Origin of the sequence: Burkholderia sp. Bp8998, from assembly GCF_003854235.1 — a bacterium.
Lineage (GTDB): Bacteria > Pseudomonadota > Gammaproteobacteria > Burkholderiales > Burkholderiaceae > Burkholderia.
Window position 1 is genome coordinate 1 of record NZ_QTQF01000069.1, and the last position, 21,471, is coordinate 21,471.

Here is a 21,471-nt window from a genome sequence, read left to right on the forward strand (position 1 = left end):
TCGGCCGTGATTGCGATGTTCAACTCGCCGAGCGCATTGCCGGCAGCGTGGTCGAGTTGCATGCGTCGCGCCAGCCGGGCGCATCGCGGGACGGGGAGCGTGATGAGCAGATGCCGCAATGCGACGAGAGGGCGATACAGGCGGCATCGGCGCAGGCGCCAAAGAGCGACGCGCGAAGGAGTGGCGAACACGCGCATACGGACTTTTTCAGCGCTCTCTGGCACGGCGTGTTCGGGCTGCACCGGTGAGCCTTGGTGTGTGACCAGTTCTGCGAACGCAGAACTCGACCGCGATCGGTGCCATCTTCGGGGGAGGTTTTTTGATCGACTGCTTCATGAATTGACGGCTAATTGGGCAGTATTCGGCCACAAACGGCCGTTCACATGAGTCGTCGGTAGGACGGCCAGGCGTCGGCTCCGCCCCGTAACCGGCCATCCGTTTGTCAAAGACGAATGCTCCTTTATCGGCCTTAGCCGACGTTCACCATCGATTCTGCCGTTGGCTGCAATGGACTGCAAAGCGGACGTCGGCGGGAGTGAGCCCGAGGGAAGCCTAGATCGATTCAGCGCATGGCATCTGCATCGCGTTGAGCGTGCTGCGTTCAGGCCGGGCGCGACACCGAATCGATCGCATCGCGGCGCACCTTGTCGACGTATTTCCCGAACGCGATGCTAGAGAGCAGGCCTGCCGCGAACGTGATGGCAAAGGCGGCGAGCGTTTCGAGTGCTGAGTTGTTGTAAGGCATGGTGTTCGACTCCGGTGAGGGAATGGCGTCAACGCCTGAGTGCGTGACTGACTTCATGCTAGGTGCGCAACTGGACGCGCCGTGTCCGGAAGCGCTGCGAATCCGCTGAAATCACGGCGATGAAATGAAACGGGGCCGCTCGTGGCGGCCGCGTGGTTCAGGAGGGTTCAGCGCGGATCAGGACTGCGGCAGGTAGCGATAGCGTCCGATGCGCAGCACGGTTTCCTCGTGCCGATTCTCGTAGTAGACGGCCAGCAGGTTCATGTCGTTGGCGGTCAGATGGTTCCAGTGGCCGTCCTCCATGCGTAGTTCCTTGAAGCTGAGACCGTCGTCCTGGCTCACCAGCATCGTTGCGCCGCTGCTCGAGGTAATCAAGCTCAGGTCTCGCAGCGCGAAGCATTGGCCGATGTGGATCGGCGTGTCGCGATGCGTCCACGCATAGCCCTTGTCGGAGGTGAACAGTTCCGACGCTACGCACATCAGCCCGCCGCGCGAGCCGAGGTGAACCGATGTCGTGCTGGACGCGGTGTAGCGCGAGTTGCTGTCCCAGTCGCATTTTTGCCACGCTTTTGCCGCGCCGTAATACATGACGAACGGCGGCTGCTCTGGCTTCTTCTTGTCGCGCATGTACGACCAGTCGTATTTGCAGAACGCCAGCAAGCCATTGTGGCCGGGCAGGGCGCAGATCCTCTCGATCACCACGCCCTCGTCGGTGCGCGGCGTCTGATCCCAAGGCTCCCAAGGGCCGGCGAGATCGGCCCCGCGGAACACGAGGGTTTGTGCATACGAGCCCGACTTGGTGGTGTCGGAAAAGAAGCCTTTCTCGACATAGCTGTAACGCCGGTATTTCGTCGCGGTCCACAGCCACATGCCGTTGAAATACACGATGTCCTGATAGGACAAGTGCCCGTCATTGAGCGATAGATTGCTGTTGTTCGCGGGCGCCGGGCCGGCACTGCGTTGCCAGTTCAAGGCGTCGCGCGAGTAATAAAAGCCCGCGGGGCGCGAACCGCGCCACACGCGGTGCCACACGATCCACACGCCGTTGACGATTTCGAGCTTGCCCACGCTGACATCGTATTCGGGCGCATCAAGCCGCACCTCCTGCCACTGCAAACCGTCTTCGCTGCGATAGAAGCGGTCCTTGGAATCGATGCTGGCCACCACCAGCCAGATCTTGCCGTCGGTGCGGATGTGAGTAATCTTCTCCGCTTCGCACGGCGGCTGCGCAACTTGCTGCCATTCGAGGCCGAGCAGGCAAGGCTCGCCATCCTTCACGATGGCCACCGACTGCTTCTCCAACTGTTCCAATGCCTGCTTCTGCTGCCATTCCGCGCGTTTGCGTTCCTTGATCGCAATGACCGAGGAATCGAAATCGCCCTTGACGAAAAACTCGAGCTGCTCGGCGGCTTCAGTGCACACGCTGGAAAATGCATTGAGCGTGTGATCGATCTGGTTGTAGTAGCGCTGGAACTGGTCGCCCCAGTCTTCGTTGTCAGTGGAGTCGTCCAGCACGTAATCGGAATAGGCAATGTCGTCCGAGAATTCGAATTTGGGCAGGTTCCAGCGCGCAATCCGGCTGTTCGCTGCGTACAGCGCCGATTGGTGCTCCAACAGAAAATCGCGCGCCCTCTTTCGGAATTCGTTCAGGCTCGACAGCACCGAACGTCGCCCGAGGCCGTAGGCGGCAGAGCCAGCCTTGTCCGCCAGACCGCTTAGGAAACCGCCGTCGGACGAAGCCATGTAGAACGAATATTCCATGGCTTTCATGGGCACGCTGCTGAATTCCGCCGTGAGCCGCAGATTGGCCCAGCCGGCCACACTCAATAGCTTGAGCACGTCCGAATAGGAGGCCTCGAAACGCAGCGCGCGGTAGCGCACCAGGTTCTTCCAGCCCTGCGTGTCCGCGTTCAGCTTGCCGGCCGCATCCAGCACAGCGGCGGGGTCCTCGCCGTTCACCATCGCCAGCAGGTTCGGCAGGCTGTCCTTCAGGTTCGCCGGTTTGAGCATGCCGAGCACGATTTTAATCGCCGGGCTTTCGATCGGCTTTTGCGCGAGCGTCAACAGGAAGAAGGCGTCAAGCAGCCAGGTGGCTTTCTTGTTCTCGTCGTCGAGCAGGGCCTGCATGATCGGCTGACAACGCAGTGCTTTGCGCGGATCGTCGGCTAGCGCGAGCACGTCTTGGCGCAACTCAGGCACGCAAGCATGGTCGGCCAGCAGCGCGATGAATTCGCGCGCCGGGCCGTTGAGCGCCGCGGCATTGTCCACGCACAAGGCCAGCAGCAGCAGGTAATCGCGCTTGGCTTGTTGGCTGCCGCAGGCGTCGAGGAAGCTGTGCGCGGTGATGTCCGGCAGCGACGACACCAGCGCGATCTGCTCCGGCGCGGCTTCCGCGTCCAGAGCGGGCTCCCCGGGCGGCACGTCGAGTCCGTGCTGATCGCGATACACAGCGATCGCCAACTGGCCTCCGCCGATGATTTCGCAGGTCAGATCGCGAATGCTGTAGGTCGCGGCTAGGCCGTTCAGCTCCTGGCCGAAGAATTTGGCGATAATTTTCTCGCGCGCCGCGTCGCTGGCGCACAGTTCAGGGTCGCCGATCAGGTCGGCGACCCTCTCGTAGTGATCCGCCAGGAAATACAGCGCATTGAAGCCGACGCCGGAAATCGACTTCTGGATATAGGCCGAGTCGATGTCGTGCGCATCGGTCGACAGCGCGACGGTGGCGCGGTATTGATCGAGGCCCACCACGCCGATCTGATCGATCAAATCATTGATGAAATCGAGCAGGCGCACGGTTTCGTCGCAATTCACGCCGAGCTTTTCCAGCGTGGTGATGAGGTAATTGCCGACTTCGCGGCCGGTCAGCATCGCGCCCGGATGCTGGCGAAGGAAATCGTAGGCAAGTCGCAGAACCAGCAGGTTCTTGGGGATCGGCGCGAAGCGCCGCTTGTTGGCCTCGATATTTAGCGCCCAACTGCTGAAATTCGTGTTGTTCTCGACATGGCGCAGGCGCTGATCGATCCGGTCAACCGCCTGCTCGAGAAAATCCCGGGTTTCGATGATCACTTCGTTCATCGTCCCGAGGTTGTTGCGGATGACCGCGATGCTTTGCGCCGTGATCAGGTTCTGCTGCTGCAATTGCTGCAGGTAATGCCACGCAAAGCGCTGCATTTGCAGCATGTCCGCCTGGTTCAGCGCCTGGTTTTCGCTGGTCTTGCCGCTAACCGCATGGGTCAAGCGCTTGAAGAAACCGGCTTCCGCCTGGCGCGCCAAGCGCTCCTGGCTGGCCGTGACGAGCCTCGATGCGTCCATCGCCAATTGCTGCGTGACGGTGGCATTGGCTCGGTGCTTTTCTACGAGCGCGGTGATCGCCGCGAGTTCCGAACTGTCGAGCGGTGCCCCGAAAATTTCCGCGGGTTCGCTCAGGCTGGCTTGATTCATCGTGATATCTCAGAGATTGTTGATTTTATTTTTCAGGCGCGTGCCCTGCGCCTGCATGGTCTTGATTTGCTGATCGAAATGGCGCTCGGACAACATGAGCCCCTGATGAAATCCCGCGAAATACGTCTGCGATTGTTGCAGGTACTGCAAGGCGCCATGCGCGTCCAAACCGTTCGCTACCACCTGTTCGGTGGCCGCCAGGGTCAGCCGGAACGACTTCTCGATGTGATTGTCGAGCGCGATATTCATCGCCAGCGAGGTGATCATGCCGCCCACCAGGTTGCCGATCAGTATGCCCACCGGGCCGCCCAGCGCGCCGATCGAGCCGCCCACCGAGGCGCCCACCACGGCGGCGCCGGTCTGGAAGATGTTCTTGCCGGTGCGCGTTTCCAGCTCGTCGCGTGTCATCTTGCCAGCCGCGAACAGCACCAGACATTGCACAAGATCCACGGCGCAGACCGTCGCGCCGGCAATCGCGCCGCTGGCCAGGCTGGTCTGGAACGCCGAACCCGAGAACAGCGACGGCAGCGAGCGCGCCGCGAGGCTGACGCTGGCGGTGGCCGCGCCGGCCTTCAGGGCGCTGTCGCCGGCCGCGATCGCGGTGTCGCGCAGGATGCGCAGCGCCGCTTGCTCGGTGCTCAGTTCGCCGTCGCGCAACAGCTTGATGCTCTGGAAGGTGTTGATGCAGCCGGCCGTCACCGCCGTGATGACGGCCGCCGAACCGGCCGCGCGCAGGCTCTGTTGGACCGTGGCTCTGTTCAGATAGCCGTCCTGCATGCGCTGGTGCATATCCTTGCCTTGCTGCGTGCCGGCGCCGAGCTGCTCGGCCTCGGTCTTGCTGAGCGGGGCGGATTGCACGCCATCCAGCTCGATCTGGCCGGCTGTGTTGTCGCGTACATTCTCGGCCGCGCGCGCCACCTCGGGGCGGGTCTGCTGATTCTTCAGCACGGTCTTGTGCGCGGACGCCTGGATGCCCTCAATCTGATCGGACGGGCCGATGAAACGGTCGGCCCGCTCGTAATGGTGAACGCCGTCGCGGGTCGAACGGAAGGCTTTTTGGGTGGCGTCGGCGTCCTTGAAATACTTCAGTTGCGCGCCCAGCACCTGCTCGCCGTCCCTCATCACCACGATGTCGTGGGTCGGGTCATTTCGCGTCAGCGGGGTTTGCTTGAAGCCGTCGGTGAAGGCGCGCACGTCCTTGTCCTTCAGGATCGCATCGAGATTGAAGGATTCGGCGTGAAAGGTTTCGGCCGCGAAACCCCCTTTGATCGCAGCGTTTTGCGCGGTGGCCGAAATATTGCCCATGATGGTGTTGGCCTGATTGATCTCGCTGATCATCTGGCCGATTTTCCGGGTGGCCTCGGCCGGCCAGATCGGACAGACGCTGACCGACTTGACTAGGGTTTTCTGGTATTCGTTATTCATCACCGATCCTGACTGAAGTCGTGGCTGGGCCGATATTAGGCGCTGCGATAATCGAAGGAGGGCGGCGGTTTCGCGCCGGCGAGTGTCTCGCGTTCGAGTCGGGTCATTATGAATTACGATCTGGACATGGCATGTCCGGGTCGCGGCCCAATATGGCAGCATGCTCGGGATTCACGCGTGTTCGAACCAAGACATCCGCTCCACTCATGCTCACACTCGAAGAAAAAATCGTACTCGACGTCATGGCGTCGCAATCGCAACGCGCCTGGCCCTCGGGCGAACTCAAAGGCGCGGTGCTGGCGCGTTTGCCGCAATTGGGTGAAAAAACCGTGCGACGCCTGTTCGTGAAATTGCAGGACGCTCGTTTGATTCAACGCAATGGCGAGGGCCGCAATACCCAATGGACGCTGTTGGCGCGCGGTCCGCGTGATTCCATCCGCCCGCCGGTCGATCTTTCACTGGCCCTGCTGAAATTGCGCCAATTGGCAAGACACCATGTTCCCCCCGGCGTTATCGGCGATTTTCAGGAATATCTTGAGGGTGCCAATCGCGTATTGGGCATGTCGCCGTCGGATTCGCGCATTCGCAGCGCGCAGGCCTGGATCGGCAAGACCGCGCGGGTCGAGCCCGGCTATCCGATGCTGGCGCCCGAGGTCGACGACGCGGTGTTCGATGCGGTGTGCGCGGCGTTGTATCGCGACGAATCTCTGGCCATCGCCTATCGCGCCGCCGACGTGCCGGAGGGCGGGCTGCGCGACTACCTGGTGCTGCCCTACGCGATCGTGGAAAAAGCGCCGTTCTGGTATCTGGTGGTGAGCCTACGCCGTTCGAGCGGCGCGCAGGGCGCCCCGTTCCTGCTGCGCATGGACCGCATCTCCACGGTGCAGTCGCGCGGCTTCATCATGCAGCGTGACGCCGGCTTCGATCTGGCCGCTTTCATTCGCGGCGAAAAAATCTTCGAATGGTTTCCGGAGCCGCCCGAGCCGGTGGTCCTGCGCGTGACTGAGCCGAACGGCGTGCGCAGCCCGTTTCGTGCGGCCCGGCTGGCTGACGATCAGCGCATTACAGAAGAGCCCGGCGGCTTCGTGCTGAGCGCGACGCTGACGCCTTCGCTGGCCCTGCGCAACTTGCTGCTCGGACATGCCGCGACGGTGGAACTGCTGGCGCCCGAACATTTGCGCGCGGGGATCGCCGCAGAGTTGAGCGCAGCGGCGCGGCGATACGAAGGCGCGGCCATGATGCCGGCGCAGGCGGCCGAATAAGGCCGCCGGGCGCGCGGTGCTTCAGTTGGGCGATGCGTTCGGCATGGCGAGGTAGAGGCAGGTCGGCAGACAGATCCTCGTGATCAGGCGATTCCCGTTGTGGACGATGGCGAGGTCGACATCCGCTTTGCGGTCCATTGCGGCCATCGGCGGAGTCAATGGGAATGGCTGCTATGGCCGGACCGTTGTCCCTGAGAAGTCGGTATGGATGACCGGACCACTCTGATACCCGCCGTTGAGCCCGGACGACTCGACCGGCGGCAGTGGGTCGGACTGCGCCAGCCCACACTCCACATTCATCACCGGAAAGCGGCCTGTGGTATCCGCTTCCCTTAGCGGCCGGTCAGCAGCGCGTACTCCCGACCCAAAGCAGACGGCTTGATATGCTAGGAGCAGTCCTTGAGGTGCTAGCGTCGTATGTACTACGGCTGTAGCATTGCATGCGAATTTAAATTGCACTCAATTCGCTTATCTTGCATTAGAAATGGGCGCACGAGCGCGCAAACGGAGACCCAATGAACTTGCTCGAAGTCGATCCAGATTCAGACATTTACCGCATCACTACAGCTGGGTATTTCCTGGAAGATGTGCGTATGGACCGATTCACAGTAATTCGCCTCAACGGTGAGCAGTGGGGGGACCCAACCGAAAATCCCCTCCTGAACGCCAAGTATAAGACCGTCGCCGACGAGGATCTGACGCTCAGCGCGTTGACCAACGATTTCTTCGCTTCTTGTTGGTCCCTACGTCCGCTCGGCAAGCCAGATGACTGGGAGGCATTCGCGCATGGTAAGCCAGGAATCAGAATCCAGACAACGCCACAAAAGCTCATGAACGGGTTCCTGTATCAAGCCTCCGACACCTTCGCCTCCCTCAAGCACTGGATGGGGCGAGTTCAGTACCTGCCCCTCGAGGTGATAGATGAGCATTTTGATGATCCTAATTGGGACAAACATCTGGATTCGACCAACGAGGCGTTGATCAGAAGTGTGCTCAAGATTCGACGGAACTGGAAGACCGAAGAGGAAGTACGGCTCTTGTTTGACCGCATGCAAAACGACGCCTGGAATGATGAGCATGCACCGTTACAGCCCAGCAATAGCGCTGCTACCCGCTCATCCCTTCCTTTCGATTGGTCGCAGGCCGGCGTCAAGCTCTATCCAGGGCCGGGTCTTAGCGAGAGTGAATTGAATCAGATTCGCGCAAGTCTCCAGCGTCCCAGACGTTCTTGAACGGACGATTTCAAAGCATCAATGCGGTCGCCTCGACTGGATTGTAGGATGCGTGCGACCGGCCGCTCATGGCCGATTGGGTGAGGTCTCCAACGGCCGCGTTCTGGCACTCCAGTTCGCAGAACGTGGATTTGGCTGACTGACCGGTTTGGAGAAAGCTGTCTGACCGGATTGGGTCGAGAGTGTGAGTTCGCTGATGCAGGAAGCTGACGTTCGGCAACTCGAAGCCGGCACCGTCAGCATTCCGCCAAGTTGCCGACTTAGAACCCAGCCCGCCCCAAGGTCAGCAGAGGCCGAGTGCGGGCGTTCGCCAACATGCGGCGTACGCCCGCTGTTTCCTAGTAACTGCCATTGCACTGGCAGCGGCCACGGCGACGCTGAGGGCGCTGGCTGGCACGTGTCGTCGTCGACGAGGCGCAGAACATCAAGAGCCCGGTGGCGGCCCAGACACGCGCGATCAAATCCTTATCCGCGCCGGCCTTCATCGCGATGAGCGGCACACCGGTGGAGAACCACCTGGCTGAGTACGGGTTGTCCGCGTCGGATAGATACTCCTTTCGACGAAGTAATTTTCCCCAGTTCTCTATCTGACGGCGCCGCGGTAGCAGCGCCGTCCTGTCGATCGTCGACCATATCGCCCTTGAGATCCGTCCTGGGGGCGTCTGTGGTCGAGTTCGACGAGCATGGGTTATGGGTCTGGTGCATAGACATGGATCATGTAAGTGCACACACGGGATCTATGCGCCAATATGGGGCAAGTCTCGCAATCGACGTCGCGACCGGACAATCACATCGCGGAAGCCGGCAAACCGGCGAGATCCGGAAATCGCGGCCGGCACGCGAATGCGAATGCAACCGGCACGCGGGGATGGAATAGAGATTGCTTGTAATTGCGGCAAGGCAGGCTCGACGAGGAGCTGGCTGGCGCAGGTGTGGAAAATTCGCCCCAAGGGGCTTGCGGGCAACGGCGTCCATTCGATTCGATCGAGCGATCGGATCATGGACGCCGTTTTCTTTTGCCCGTGCCACAGCGGCACAAGACAAGGGACTGGAATGTATGATGAAAAAAGTCGTCGTCGATTTGACTGAGCCACACAAGACGTTACGCGATACGGCCTATGCGGGGCCGGCGCTCCTGCATGCGCGCTCACGCCGGGCATGGCTTCGCAAGCGGTTTCTCAATCATCGACGACCGATCAGGAGCGTGGCCCCGGTTGGGGCCGGCCGACAGGAACCGCTTGGATGGCACGTACGACATGTCTGCACCGATCGTATGGCTAAGCGATGCGGATGCTGATTGACAACATGTCGCAGTCCGAATCAAGTTTGTGTGAGCGTCGTGGACAAGACATATCGGCGACCGGGCACCGGCGCCGGCGGAGCGGGGTGGTAGTCGGCGCCGTGACGGACGACCTATGGCGGGCGCTTGCGCCAATGTTGCCGGTTGTGACGATTTCTCCAAGAGGAGGGCGCCCACGCCTCGACGATCGAGCTGCATTGAATGGCATCCTGTTCGTTTTGAGGACAGGCATTCCTTGGGAAGATTTGCCTCAGGAGTTCGGTTTCGGCAGCGGCATGACGTGTTGGCGCCGATTGCGCGACTGGCATGAGAACGGCGTCTGGGAGCGGGTGTGGCCGAGCCTCGCAGGGCACGATCGCGCGTACGAGAAAATCGACTGGCGTCGCGCGGTCGCCTGCGCCGCGACGGCTGGCAGCCCGTGGAGTGGTAAGCGATCGCGCCGAGGCCGTCGCGCTTCGACGGAGCAGTCTGTCTGACCGGTGCGCGTCAACATCCGCTGCACTGCCCGGCCGTCACGTACGCAACTGATGGCACCTCTTGAATCAGCTCCGGCACGATGGTCCACGGACGATGACCGCAAAGCCACATCGGTGTTGGCATGCGACATCTCCTGTCTCGGGGCAGCGAAGCACTCAACCGTGCTTGCGATCTGCTGTTAGTCGTCCATCGAAATCCGCGGGCGCTTTCAATTGGGTCAGGTACGCCTAACGGCCTGTATGAAGGTCGTGGACGTACAGCGTATCGGCTTCGACGACTCGAGCATGAATGTCGTGCGCGACGATTTCGCTCGCGGACACGGCAGGTGCATCGACGTCTTCGCCTCCTTTGCTGTCATCGCCCCTCGCCCGGTAAACGACTCGGGCATGCACGCTTTCCGCGTGGACGTCGTGCGCACGAATGACGTTGGCGCGCACGACGTCGCCATGTATGTCGTGCGCATAGAACACTTGTGCCATGGGCTGAGCGGCGTGGCGGACGCGCGGTGCATAGACGTTCTCATACCACTCTTGCTGAACGAAATAGACCGGCGCCGCGCATGCGGCGTACTTGTGGCAATACCGGTGCCAGTTTTTCGCCTCGTAGGGCGGGACGTACAGATACACCGGTGTCGCGTTGGCGGGTACCGGTTCGACGACGACTGGCTGCGTATAAATGAGTTGAGGCGGCGGTGCGTTGCCGATATCGATCCGGCCATGGAAACCGGGTTGACCGACGCCGATCGACACGCCCACGTCGCCGGCAAACGCCGAGGCGGAGGCGACCAATGCGGCCGCAACAAAGATGCGTTTCATTCTGGCTGATCCTTGCAGGTATGCGCGGCACTTGGACGCAGCCGCTGAATGGCGAGCGGATCATAGCGGCGCGCGATCATCGCAGGTGTGAGCAAGTGTAAGCGGGACGCGGCCACAGCTAACTCTCGAGTTGAATGGATTGGCGCGCGGCGCGTTTGCCACATCGGCATCGCCCAGATGGTCGATGCTCGGCAGCATCCGGAATGTGTGCTGGACGATGTCTTTCTGGTCGGCGCTGCCGGGGCCTTGCTCTGGCACTGAGACCGAGGTGTAGGTGCGGTCCGGAGTCGAATCGGGAGCTCGTTGACGTACAGATGCTGGAACACCGGCGTAACCAATTCCCAGGCACGAAGCCGCTTGCTTTGTTTCTCGATCTGTTGATCAGCGAGTTGCACGCCTTTTGCACTTTCGACAAGGCTGACTTGTTGTGATCACACGCAACGGTGACGGACACGTGATGACTTGCTCATGGGCGAATTTTCGGTGAAGGCGAGCGAAGGCAATGGCGCATGCATTTTAGCCGACGGCTCGACGTCTGCATCGATCCGTCGATCGGCACGGCGACGAACTTTCACGCATCCCTATCGCTAAACGTCGTTATCCAGCCAGGCAGCTCGCAAAAACGGAGCGCGGATTCTATTATGGTGAATGTGCGCGTCAACGGTGAGCTTTTACGGGCGCGTACGCCAATCGCTTCAACAGCCTCGTGTCGATGCCGTCGATGTTGCCGATGGATGAAGTGGTCCCCTCGCAGTCGTCGCGTCATCCAGCAAGGTACGCAGCCCGAGATTCGATCGAATCAACGTCAGAGCCACCGTCAGGCGGCGGGACTGGTGAGCCGAACCCATGCCCATACCGAACCGTCCGCGCGATTTGCGACACGCATGTGACAACGGCAGCGCAGCGTCATGCCCTTTCGTCAACCCAATGTGGTCGCGTTATTTTGGTCGCGAACATGTGGCGCATCCGTCATTTACAGTACCATCTGCGGTACCAGCCCCCGAGCGCCGGACATTGCCGAGTTGCATTTTCTGGTCGCCGCCTCGCGATGACCGAAGCCGGATCCGATGAAGAAAAACACGTTCCCAGGAAGATCGTTTGACGCGTGGCCGCTGACTGGCGACGCGGTCGGCGGTTCGCGTTCGTCTGATGCACTGGCGCTTCTGAGTGTCGAGCGTGCGGCGTGGCAGGTCCCGAATCCGATGTTTCTCTGCACCGCCGACGGGATGCTGAGCTGGGTCAATCGCGCGTTCGAAGCCCTGACCGGTTATCCGGCTGCGATGCTGGTCGGCCGCTCGACCATTCAGGCGCTATTGGCCTCATCGGGCGGCGCGCTGTGCACCGCGAGCGTGACCGAACTGAATGGCGGGCGCTGGCGCGTGCATCGAGGCCCGGGCGATTGGCGTCCCGTGCAGGTCGATGTATCGCAACTCGACGACAGGCCGCCCCCGGATACCGATTCCACGCACGACGCGTGTGCAGTCGAAGAATATGTCGGCGTTCTGATCGCGTGCGCGGACGGCAGCCATTTGGATGGCGAGCGCTGGTACACATTGAATTACGACGGCGCGATGAATTTGCCCAACCGCCGGCTGTTTGCCGAGCGGCTGGACCTGCGCATCGCGCGGGCACGCAGCGTTCGTGACCGCTTCAGTGTGGTGATGGTTGCGCTGTCCGGGCTCGAATCGATCCGCAATGTGCTCGGGCAGCCGGGGGTCGAGATCGTCACGCAGGTGATCGGTGAACGCTTGCGGCAGCGCGTCCCGCGCGCCCAGGCGTTTGCGTGCGTCGGTGAGGGCAAGTTCGCGCTCTTTAGTAATGAAGCGTCGGTGGATTTGGGCGGCGAAATTGTCGCGCATGCGCGCGAGCCGGTCGAGTTCGTCGGCGCCCATCTGCGCATTGCTGCCCACGCGGGCATCGCGACGTATCCCGACAACGGCGAAGACTCCGAAACGCTGATGCGTCGTGCTGAAGTTGCACTATCGTCCGCGCGTGACGCCGGTGCGAACGGTGTCTTGCATTTCTCGAGTGGGCTCGAAGTCCGCGCGGCGCGGCGCTTCGAACTCGAAGCGATGCTTGCCCGCGCGCTCGAGCGGCAGCAGTGCTGGCTTGCGTACCAGCCCCAGGTGACGCTCGCGACCGGCGAAATCGCGCAGGTCGAGGCGCTGATGCGCTGGAAGCATCCGACTCACGGCGAGATCAGCCCCGCGGAATTCATTCCGATCGCGGAACAGAGCGGGATGATCGACCAGATCGGCGAGTGGGTGATCCACACGGCGTGCCAGGAATTCGGCAAGCTGCGCCACGTCGTTAGGCACCTGCCGCGCGTGTGCGTGAACGTGTCGCCGCAGCAGTTCAAGCGCGGCAATCTGCTGGAGATCATCCGGGATGCACTGGACCGTAGCGGGCTCCTTCCTGAGTGCCTCGAAATCGAGATCACCGAAGGCGTGCTGTTTGCCGATACGGAGGGCGTGCTGCAGACGATTCGTGCGATCCGTGAACTCGGCGTCGAGGTTGCGGTCGACGATTTTGGGACCGGGTATTCGAGCCTGTCCTATCTGACTCGCTTCCCGATCAACCGGGTCAAGATCGATCGTACATTCGTGACGCCGCTGCCTGGTGACGCTGGAAGTGCAGAGCTCGTCAATGCCATCATCGTGATGGCGCATGCGCTGCACATGCGCGTAACGGCCGAAGGCGTCGAAACGGTTGAGCAGGCCAACCGATTGCGCGAACTTGGATGCGACGAAGCACGGGGTTTCTGGTACTCGCGGCCCCGTACAATTGCGTCGCTCCGGACCTTGCTGGCGAGCTGAGCGGTGTCGTGGCGCACGTATCGCGATCGCGGCCGGCGACGCGCCAGTTGCGCGGATTCGTCGACCGCGCGTTCGGTCACCGGCAACGGCGAAATAGGTGAGTTCAGCCTATCGAGGGCAAAGCAGTTTAGTTTTTCGATCGCGGTTAGGTAGCGGTGCGTCGGTACGGTCGCAAGTTGTTCGTCGTGGAGCACGAGAAAGCGCTCGATCGCGGCCTTGTCCCGGTCGAGCATGATCCAGGTCTCACCGCGCTCGGTATGGGCGATGCATCGCTCTAGCGCAGCTTCGGCATGCTGGAACGGAAGGTCGTCGGCACGTTCGGCCATATCGTGACGCAGATAGAACGCCGTGTAGACAGCCTTCAGCAAGCAAATCATCGAATCGGCATTGCCATGTCCTGCCGCCGTGGTGGCCAGCGCGAGATGATGTTCGAGCGACAAGGACGCGGGTCCGTGCAAGCGGGAGTGGCAGCAGCATGTCCTTGCTCAAAGGGCGGAGGCCCGGACGTTGGGAAGGCCTTCGACTCATAGCGGCCCGTCGAAAAACAGGTAGTCGGGCATGCGCCGCAGATTCTCGGTGCCGAAGCCAAGTCGCCGTCGCCGACAATGGGCTGTCCTGCGGCTTTATGGATTGCTCATGGCATCTTTCGAGTCGATGCGAACGTAACTGACTCCATCACTTGCGAAATTTTGAAAGATGTTGCATAAACCCACATAAAACACGAATTTCCGTAGCAGAACTTCATAATCCGATTTCATCCTACGAAATGCCCGGGGGAGACGATGACTGCCAGCGCTACCGCCAAAGAAACGCCCGCTGCGATAGGATTTGTTACCAAAACGTATGCAAGGTTGTTGTTGGGTGGCTTCGCACTCTTGCCCGCGTATTTGATTGCCTACCTATATTTTTTCCAGGATCCGTCGCTAAAATTCGAGAGCCACGCCTTTCACGAATTGGCGATCGCGGCCGCCACACTCGAAGGCGTCTTCGTGACGTATGTGTGCTGGCGATGCTATCGCTAGTCGGGAGAACCACTGCTTCGTTGGCTGACGCTCGGTTTTCTGGGTTTCTCGTTGATCTACGCGCTACACGGGGCGTTCACCGGTATGGCGCATCACAACATCTGGCTGTTCCTGTTGTATGGCCCGGCCTCACGTCTGGTCATGTCGATCCTGGTCTTTGTCGGTCAGCTCTCATACCGTCGCGCGGCTGACAGTGAGACGATTCGCACTGACCGCCGCGTGTGGGCGGCTTGGATCGGGCTGTTCGTGTTGATTGACGTGGCAGTCGCATGGATCGCCTACTCACCGGTGGCTGGCGCGCTTTGGATCCGCTTATCGATGGAGGGCGGGGCGCTGGTCTTTTCGACGATCAACGTCATCGGCCTGATCACGCGTCGCATCCGTTCTCCACTGATGACGATCTATGGCATTTCGGTTGCGTCGTTCGCGCTCTCGTCGCTTGCGTTCATTCTCGGTCGGCCCTGGAATCACATGTGGTGGCTCGCCCATGTGATATTTGCGGGAGGCTTTTTCCTGCTCAGTTACGGCGTCGTGCAGGCATTCCACACCACGCGCTCGTTCTCGAAAATCTATAGCCAGGAAGAGTTGTTCGCGAGGCTGCGGGGCGCAATGGGCCGCACCGAACGCGCGCTGCAGGAGTTACAGCGGACCAACGAGCAGCTCGAGTATATGGCCACCACGGACGCGCTCACCGGGGCGGCTAACCGCCGGCAGTTCATCGAAAGCGTCGAAGCCGAAATTGCGCGCGCGAAGCTCAATGGCGCACCATTTTCGCTGCTCGCGCTCGATCTCGATCACTTCAAGGTGATCAACGACAGCTACGGACACCAGACAGGCGATCTGGTCCTCCAGCGCTTCGTCAAGGAATGCCTCGACGCAATCCATCCTTACGATCGCGTTGCCCGCGTGGGTGGCGAAGAATTCATGGTGCTGCTGCCACAGGCCCCTCTCGACACCGCGCAGTCGATCGGTGAGCGCTTGCGGGCGGCGATTGCCGGCACGCTGTTCGGAGCCGTGGGGACACCGATCGAGGTCACCGTCAGCGTCGGTGTATCGCAATTCGGTCGAGACGGCGAAACGATCGACGCGGTACTGCGGGCGGCGGATGAACGTCTGTATCGAGCGTAAGCGCGCAGAAATCGACGTCTAGTATTCGTCGATCTGACCGTGCAGGCTATGTCCACTGATTTCAGTGGACACCTTAATGACAGAGCAACACTCAGAAGCGTCGTGCCTGAAGGTCGTCACCGTAGGCAAAGACGGCAAGCGCCGTTTCGATCGGCGAACCAAACAGCGGCTGGTCGAGGCGTGCCTTGAGTCGGGGGCGTCAGTGGCGGGGCTCGCACTCAGACACGGAGTCAATGCGAACCTTCTACGCAAATGGATCAAGCTGCACCAGCAACGGCTGGCTGAGGCTTCAACGCTGCCGTCACCAGCAGAGCCGGCATTCGTGCCGGTCGTCAGAGTCAGCAGCGAACAGGCGCTCGTCGAGATCGAGCGCACACTTGCGATATCTTCTTCGCCGAAGACGACGGCTAGTGCGCCAGCGGATCGCACGGCCTCATCGACATTGACGGTCCAGATGCCGAACGGCATCACGCTTAAGCTCGAATGCGGCAGCAACGACGCGTCGCTGCTATCAGCAATGATCGAAACGTTGGGACGGTGCGATGTTCCGGCTAGACGATGAGTTGAAGGTCTACGTGCATCGCGACGCCGTCGATTTCCGTAAAAGCATCAACGGTCTTGCGGCCATCGTGGAGCAATCGATGAAGCTCGATCCATTCGCGCAGGCAGTATATGTGTTCAGCAATCAGCGTCGCGATCGGATCAAGATGCTGCTGTGGGACCGTAACGGCTTCTGGCTTCTCATGAAGCGGCTCGAGCAAGATCGATTCGTCTGGCCGCGCAAAGAAGCGGTGCTCAAGTTGCGAACGGAACAACTGCACTGGCTGCTCGACGGCATCGACATCGAAGCGATGCGGGCGCATCCGACACGCTATTATCAGCGCGTGACCTGAAACGCGAACCAGCATCGCTGGTCTAATCTGGCGATGCCGCCACCATCCTCATCCCCCACCGACGAACTGCAAGCGCTGCGCGCAGAACTCGCTGCCATGAAGAGCGAACTGCGTGTGGTGACGATCGAGCGTGACCTGCTGCGCGAGAAGCTCAAGGCCTATCAGCGGCAGCTATTTGCCGCCAGGAGCGAAGCGCGTGGTACCGAGCAACGCGACCTCTTCCTGAACGAAGCAGAGGCAGCCGCAACGGGATGTGAGCCGGCGCAAGAGACGGAGACAGAACAAAGCATCGAGGTTGGCGCCCACGAGCGCAAGAAGCGTGGGCGCAAGCCGCTGGATCCGATGCTCCCTCGAGAGATCGTCCGTCATGAACTGCCGGAATCGGAACGCATTTGCGCACACGACGGGCATGCGCTTGTCGAGATCGGCGCCGAGATCAGTGAGCAGCTCGATATCGTGCCTCAGCAGGTACGTGTCATTCAGCACCAGCGAATCAAATACGCGTGTCCTTGCTGCGACCTCGGCATCAGGGTGACACCGGCGCCGGCGCGCATCATCCCCAAAGGCTTACTCACTGAGTCCGCGCTTGCGTGGGTGGTCGTGAGCAAGTTCGCCGATGCGCTTCCGCTATATCGCATCGCCGCGTTGCTGCACCGTTTCGGAGGCGATCTCTCGCGTGGCACGCTGGCAGCCAGCGTGGTGCGTGTCGGTACGTCAGTGCAGCCGCTGATCAATTTGATGCGCGACCACCTGCTCGAGTCCGATATCGTCTACGGCGACGAAACGACGGTGCAGGTGCTGAAGGAGCCCGGGCGCGCGGCGCAGCGCAAGAGCTACATGTGGGTACAGATGAGCGGCACTGGTCCGCCGGTTCGATTGTTCAGTTACAGCCCGACGCGCAGCGCGGCGCAAGCCGCGGCGCTCTATGCTGGCATCAAGCCCGGCGCGGCGTTGATGACTGACGGCTATGAGCCGTACAACGACGTCGCCGACACTAACCAACTGGCGCATCTTGGCTGTTGGGCGCATGCGCGTCGTTACATGATCGAGGCGGAAGAGAATCTGCCGAAAGCGCAGCGTGGTCGCGACCATCCCGTCAGCGAATTCATTCGACTGATCGGGCAGTTGTTTGCGGTCGAATCGCGCTGTGAAGACATGAAGCCAGAGAGTCGGTTGCTCGTCAGGCAACGCGAGAGTCGTGCGATCCTCGGGCAAATCGAGGAACTGCTTCTGCGTCAGTTGCATGCGGTGTTGCCGCAAAGCGCCTTTGGCAAAGCGCTGCACTACCTGCAGGGTCAGTGGCCGAAGCTGACACGCTACGTCGAGAACGGTGCCTGGCCGATCTCGAACAACGCTTGCGAGAACGCGATCCGGCCGTTTACCGTGGGGCGAAAAAACTGGCTCTTCTACGACACGGTTGCCGGAGCGAATGCTGCAGCTAACCTGTATTCGCTGATCGAAACGTGCAAGGCGAACAACGTCGAACCATACGGCTACCTCGTCGCGCTGTTCAGATCTCTGCCGCTCGCAAACACTGCTGATGATTACGAGGCGCTGTTGCCGTGGCGCATTGCCGCCTTAACGTGACGCACAGGCGGTCGCTTCGCGCAAGCCACGTCGTCTACTGAGCGCTTACTATCGAGCCAAGCATCAGGGGCGCAACTGCGTCGTCGCGGGGTAGTCAAGAAATCTCGACGGACACTCAGCGTTATGTCCTGGGCGACTAGGGAAGGTATTAGTTCTTTTCGTACACGTATGGGCCCCGATGCCTTTTGCAACAGCGATTCTGGGGGGGATTCCGACAATCATCTGCTAGCGGTCGCGGCCTGGAGGGCGCGCCTCGATTTCTAACGCTCGTCCTGCTCGGATTCTCTCTGGTCAATCAAGGATGACGTCCGGTCAGGCTCGGTATCGACCGGACGCGAGGCGTTCACGCGTGACTGGGCGCCATTCAATGCATGTGCTGGCCACCGTTGATCGCGATGTTCGAGCCAGTCACAAAGCCCGCATCGTCCGAGCACAGGTATACAACCAGTGCCGCGACCTCGTCAGGCCTGCCGAGACGACCAACCGGAATCTGCGGCAGGATCTTGTTGTCGAGGATGTCCTGCGGGATCGCCGTGACCATCTTCGTCGCGAGATAGCCTGGCGAAATGGTGTTAACCGTCACGCCTTTGCGGGCCACTTCGAGCGCGAGCGCCTTGGTGAAGCCATGCATGCCTGCCTTGGCGGCGGCATAGTTGGTCTGGCCGACCGAGCCCTTCGAACCATTGACCGACGAGATGTTGATAATCCGCCCCCATCCACGTTCGACCATCCCTTCGCACACCGGCTTGGTCATGTTGAAGATCGAATCCAGGTTGGTGCGGATCACCGCGTCCCAATTGACCTTGTCGAGTTTCCTGAGTGTCAGGTCGCGCGTGATGCCGGCGTTGTTCACCAGGATGTCGATCGGACCCACCGCCTGCTGGATTTCCGCCGCACACTGCTGGCACGAGTCGTAGTCGGCCACATCGACCGCATACGCGCGGAAGTGGCGCCCGTGCGCTTGCATGCCAGCTAACCAATCCTTCACGCCGGTATTGGACGGTGAGTGGGTAACGGCGACGTCGTAACCCGCGTCATGCAGCTTCGTGCTGATGGCTTCGCCCAATCCGCCCATGCCGCCTGTTACCACCGCAATGCGTTTCGTCATGATGTCTGTCCCTGGTTGTCGATTTAGTGGTACTCATCACTCCGTGACTGCAGATATGGCCGTTAATTTTTGTGTGGCATGGTCGTAGGCGTTCAACTGTTCACCGAACCTATTCATAGTGCGGACCAGCGTGAACATGCAGTTCGCGCTGGTCCGCAACGGCCGCCATCAAACGGGACAAGGATCGGCGCGACTCCCAATCCGACATCGACTGACGGGTCACACCCGCGGACGTCTCGTCAACCCCGCGGCGATTGCCCGCGGTGCGCCCGATCCAGCAGCCGCAGCATCTGGGCGCGCCGCTGCTCCCGTCGATAATGGCTAACCACGGAAATGAACGCGATCAGCAGCACCGCCAAACCCATCACCACGCTTACCCGGCTTTCGTCCATCGTCATTTCCTTCAACGCGGTATTGAGCCACCCGGCCGGTCATCCGGATGCCGAACGTTGCCGCGATGCGCAGTGTGGCGCCGACGTCCGTGCCGGATGCCAGCCTTTACACGGTGCCCAACTGGCGCGTCGCCCGGTTCTCGTTGACACACCGTCTCACTGTCGAATACCGGAAAATTACCGCCGAAAGACGGCTCGGTTTTCCCGCTCAGCTTGGGCGTCAGGCTTATCGTTTTGTGGCCGGTGCCGCCGGCACGACGGTGCGCTTGACGGATTTCGAGGCCGCTACCACGGCCATGTCGAGGTTGCCTCGGGTGATCTCGGCCGCCTGTTCAGCGCTTCGCTGCAGCGTCTCGTACAGTGCGTTGGCGGCGGTGATCGCGGAATCCAATGCGGCGAAGGTGGTCTCGGAACCTCCGGGCGCGCTTTGCCTGAGGTTTGCCATCAGCGCCTGAGTCTGGTTCGCGTACGCCTCCCATTGAGCCAGCCCGACCTGCGCAAACTCAGTCTGGATCGCCGTCATGATGTCGAACAACTGACGGTGGTAGGTCTGCACCTTTTCCGCGTTGTTGGCGATAAGGCCGTCCTGCAGTGCCAGCCATTCGCGCGGCTCCTTCACAGAGAGGAACTTCTGGGACTGATTGAGCGTATTGGTCAACACAGACCGGATCGCCTGTGTGTTCAGCTGGGCGAGCTTCTCGACGCTTGCGACGACCGCGTTGGTCAGGCCGAATAGCATGTCGACATAGGCCTTCTGGGTCGCAGCAAGCTGATCCTGCGTTTGCATGATGGAACTCCTGTAGGGATTGGCCGGCACGGACGTTGTCCCGCTGACATGGGGCACGCGACATATGGCGGCACGGCGGCGGCGAACCAGCGCTACCCCACACGTGGCAGCGCCATCACCTGCGGACGACGCGTGGACTATCTGGTTGAATTCGGTTCAGCGTATCCGCGCGACGGCCTGCAGCACGGCATCGCCGTCGCGAGTGAGATGCGGACGCTGTTGTCCGGAGGCGAGCTGTTCCAGCGCGACCAGTTGCTGTTCCAGTAGCGTGTCAAGCTCTTCTCGGCCGAGATCGATCTGGTCAGGCGCAGACTTGACCAGCATCAACGTGGCAAATTCATGGGGACTCAGCATGGCTGTCTCACAGGTTATCGGGAGCAACGTTGCTGGGAGATAGGAATGACCGCATTCGCGCCGGAGGCACACCGGCGTGGGTAAGTTATTCCATTCTGTCTTCTGGTATGGCGGATTTCGCTTGCCCCAAGACCAGATTAGTTATGTTAGTTCGCGATCGGGGGCAGTGCCAGAAGAAAATCAAACATGAAAACGCTTTGATGGGTCAGTTAACCTTTGTAAGATAAATTGCACCTTTGCACAGCGCAATTGAAAGGCCGATCCGTCTGTCGCCGTGGCCTGCCAAAAAATTATGTGTGGCCAATTGGCAGTATCGCGCAACCAGACAGTGCTATTGCGCAAAAGCATTGAGCCCGGCATTCGCTGCCGAGCACATGTGTTGCACCGCACAATACATTCCGATACCATTCACGTCCCCCACAAGCTGCGCATACGGATTTCGCACGAGGCATCCCGCCCTCGACTATCTGTGCGTACACGATTCCGTTCGCATCCCGGCAGGCAACCCGTTCTGGCGTCACGCTCGCGACGATCGTCGGCTCATCTGTCGAGGAGCATGTATTGGCAATTTCTGATCGGAACGATTCCACATCCCCTGAAATCACAGCCACGGCAAAAGCCGGCCGTCGTGTGTCAAAGGGAAAGCCCCAGGCCCTGACGCCGACGGACGTCGCGTCCCTGGCACGC

General features: G+C 60.7%; 16 protein-coding genes and 2 pseudogenes. 9 read left to right on the top strand and 9 right to left on the bottom strand.

What is annotated here, in order from left to right:
* From DIE06_RS38740 to DIE06_RS35780, 4 genes are all read right to left on the bottom strand, one after another.
* On the bottom strand, positions 1-197 hold a 197-nt coding region (locus DIE06_RS38740; RefSeq protein ID WP_221624089.1), incomplete at its 3' end, for a hypothetical protein.
* Between the two features lie 404 nt (positions 198-601).
* Positions 602-745, bottom strand: coding sequence for a hypothetical protein (locus DIE06_RS38595; RefSeq protein ID WP_175925440.1), 144 nt, complete (start codon positions 743-745; stop codon positions 602-604).
* Between the two features lie 177 nt (positions 746-922).
* Positions 923-4,186: a hypothetical protein gene (locus DIE06_RS35775; protein WP_124665451.1), complete on the bottom strand. Its 3,264-nt coding sequence runs from the start codon at positions 4,184-4,186 to the stop codon at positions 923-925.
* A 9-nt stretch (positions 4,187-4,195) separates the two neighbouring features.
* Positions 4,196-5,611: a DUF456 domain-containing protein gene (locus DIE06_RS35780; protein WP_124665452.1), complete on the bottom strand. Its 1,416-nt coding sequence runs from the start codon at positions 5,609-5,611 to the stop codon at positions 4,196-4,198.
* 206 nt (positions 5,612-5,817) lie between these two features.
* Between DIE06_RS35780 and DIE06_RS35785 the strand changes: the two genes are divergently transcribed.
* The 4 genes and pseudogenes from DIE06_RS35785 to DIE06_RS39325 all read left to right on the top strand — a co-directional run.
* Positions 5,818-6,873 (top strand): YafY family protein, encoded by a 1,056-nt coding sequence (locus DIE06_RS35785; RefSeq protein ID WP_185733563.1) that lies wholly within the window; start codon positions 5,818-5,820, stop codon positions 6,871-6,873.
* A 515-nt stretch (positions 6,874-7,388) separates the two neighbouring features.
* Positions 7,389-8,105, top strand: a complete 717-nt coding sequence (locus DIE06_RS35790) for a hypothetical protein (RefSeq protein ID WP_124665454.1) — start codon at positions 7,389-7,391, stop codon at positions 8,103-8,105.
* Between the two features lie 390 nt (positions 8,106-8,495).
* Positions 8,496-8,696: an SNF2-related protein gene (locus tag DIE06_RS39675; protein WP_124665463.1), complete on the top strand. Its 201-nt coding sequence runs from the start codon at positions 8,496-8,498 to the stop codon at positions 8,694-8,696.
* 843 nt (positions 8,697-9,539) lie between these two features.
* Positions 9,540-9,741: pseudogene (locus DIE06_RS39325) on the top strand (transposase); the annotation flags it as partial.
* 368 nt (positions 9,742-10,109) lie between these two features.
* On the opposite strand, the gene DIE06_RS35805 reads toward DIE06_RS39325, so the two are convergent.
* Complete coding sequence (locus DIE06_RS35805) at positions 10,110-10,697, bottom strand: hypothetical protein (protein ID WP_124665456.1); 588 nt, start codon at positions 10,695-10,697, stop codon at positions 10,110-10,112.
* A 1,067-nt stretch (positions 10,698-11,764) separates the two neighbouring features.
* Here DIE06_RS35805 and DIE06_RS35810 point away from each other — a divergent pair.
* The 5 genes and pseudogenes from DIE06_RS35810 to tnpC all read left to right on the top strand — a co-directional run bounded on the left by DIE06_RS35810 (position 11,765) and on the right by tnpC (position 18,143).
* Positions 11,765-13,513 (top strand): EAL domain-containing protein, encoded by a 1,749-nt coding sequence (locus tag DIE06_RS35810; RefSeq protein ID WP_124665457.1) that lies wholly within the window; start codon positions 11,765-11,767, stop codon positions 13,511-13,513.
* Positions 13,514-14,295: 782 nt separating this feature from the next.
* Positions 14,296-15,663: pseudogene (locus DIE06_RS35820) on the top strand (GGDEF domain-containing protein).
* A 76-nt stretch (positions 15,664-15,739) separates the two neighbouring features.
* A complete protein-coding gene (tnpA, locus tag DIE06_RS35825; RefSeq protein ID WP_124665458.1) occupies positions 15,740-16,225 on the top strand; it encodes an IS66-like element accessory protein TnpA in 486 nt (161 codons plus the stop codon).
* A gap of 1 nt (position 16,226) precedes the next feature.
* Entirely contained in the window at positions 16,227-16,556 is a 330-nt protein-coding gene (gene tnpB / locus DIE06_RS35830; RefSeq protein WP_221624090.1) for an IS66 family insertion sequence element accessory protein TnpB, read from the top strand.
* 33 nt (positions 16,557-16,589) lie between these two features.
* On the top strand, positions 16,590-18,143 hold the full coding sequence (tnpC, locus tag DIE06_RS35835) for an IS66 family transposase (protein ID WP_124665460.1): 1,554 nt from the start codon (positions 16,590-16,592) through the stop codon (positions 18,141-18,143).
* Positions 18,144-18,507: 364 nt separating this feature from the next.
* Here tnpC and phbB read toward each other — a convergent pair whose 3' ends face one another.
* From phbB to DIE06_RS35850, 4 genes are all read right to left on the bottom strand, one after another.
* On the bottom strand, positions 18,508-19,251 hold the full coding sequence (gene phbB, locus DIE06_RS35840) for an acetoacetyl-CoA reductase (protein WP_124665461.1): 744 nt from the start codon (positions 19,249-19,251) through the stop codon (positions 18,508-18,510).
* Between the two features lie 239 nt (positions 19,252-19,490).
* Complete coding sequence (locus DIE06_RS38600; protein ID WP_162840582.1) at positions 19,491-19,643, bottom strand: hypothetical protein; 153 nt, start codon at positions 19,641-19,643, stop codon at positions 19,491-19,493.
* A 226-nt stretch (positions 19,644-19,869) separates the two neighbouring features.
* The gene (gene phaP, locus DIE06_RS35845) at positions 19,870-20,430 is read right to left on the bottom strand and encodes a TIGR01841 family phasin (protein ID WP_124665462.1); all 561 of its coding nucleotides are present in this window, start codon (positions 20,428-20,430) and stop codon (positions 19,870-19,872) included.
* A 156-nt stretch (positions 20,431-20,586) separates the two neighbouring features.
* Complete coding sequence (locus DIE06_RS35850) at positions 20,587-20,784, bottom strand: hypothetical protein (RefSeq protein ID WP_082664909.1); 198 nt, start codon at positions 20,782-20,784, stop codon at positions 20,587-20,589.
* Between the last annotated feature and the right edge of the window lie 687 nt (positions 20,785-21,471).

What these genes read in the sequence shown, in the direction of transcription:
- DIE06_RS38600 (WP_162840582.1), bottom strand. Translation starts at nt 19,643, where the DNA reads ATGGACGAAAGCCGGGTAAGCGTGGTGATGGGTTTGGCGGTGCTGCTG.
- DIE06_RS35780 (WP_124665452.1), bottom strand. Translation starts at nt 5,611, where the DNA reads ATGAATAACGAATACCAGAAAACCCTAGTCAAGTCGGTCAGCGTCTGT.
- DIE06_RS38595 (WP_175925440.1), bottom strand. Translation starts at nt 745, where the DNA reads ATGCCTTACAACAACTCAGCACTCGAAACGCTCGCCGCCTTTGCCATC.
- DIE06_RS35805 (WP_124665456.1), bottom strand. Translation starts at nt 10,697, where the DNA reads ATGAAACGCATCTTTGTTGCGGCCGCATTGGTCGCCTCCGCCTCGGCG.
- tnpA (WP_124665458.1), top strand. Translation starts at nt 15,740, where the DNA reads ATGACAGAGCAACACTCAGAAGCGTCGTGCCTGAAGGTCGTCACCGTA.
- DIE06_RS35785 (WP_185733563.1), top strand. Translation starts at nt 5,818, where the DNA reads ATGCTCACACTCGAAGAAAAAATCGTACTCGACGTCATGGCGTCGCAA.
- DIE06_RS35850 (WP_082664909.1), bottom strand. Translation starts at nt 20,784, where the DNA reads ATGCTGAGTCCCCATGAATTTGCCACGTTGATGCTGGTCAAGTCTGCG.
- DIE06_RS35790 (WP_124665454.1), top strand. Translation starts at nt 7,389, where the DNA reads ATGAACTTGCTCGAAGTCGATCCAGATTCAGACATTTACCGCATCACT.
- phbB (WP_124665461.1), bottom strand. Translation starts at nt 19,251, where the DNA reads ATGACGAAACGCATTGCGGTGGTAACAGGCGGCATGGGCGGATTGGGC.
- DIE06_RS35775 (WP_124665451.1), bottom strand. Translation starts at nt 4,186, where the DNA reads ATGAATCAAGCCAGCCTGAGCGAACCCGCGGAAATTTTCGGGGCACCG.
- phaP (WP_124665462.1), bottom strand. Translation starts at nt 20,430, where the DNA reads ATGCAAACGCAGGATCAGCTTGCTGCGACCCAGAAGGCCTATGTCGAC.
- DIE06_RS35810 (WP_124665457.1), top strand. Translation starts at nt 11,765, where the DNA reads ATGAAGAAAAACACGTTCCCAGGAAGATCGTTTGACGCGTGGCCGCTG.
- tnpC (WP_124665460.1), top strand. Translation starts at nt 16,590, where the DNA reads ATGCCGCCACCATCCTCATCCCCCACCGACGAACTGCAAGCGCTGCGC.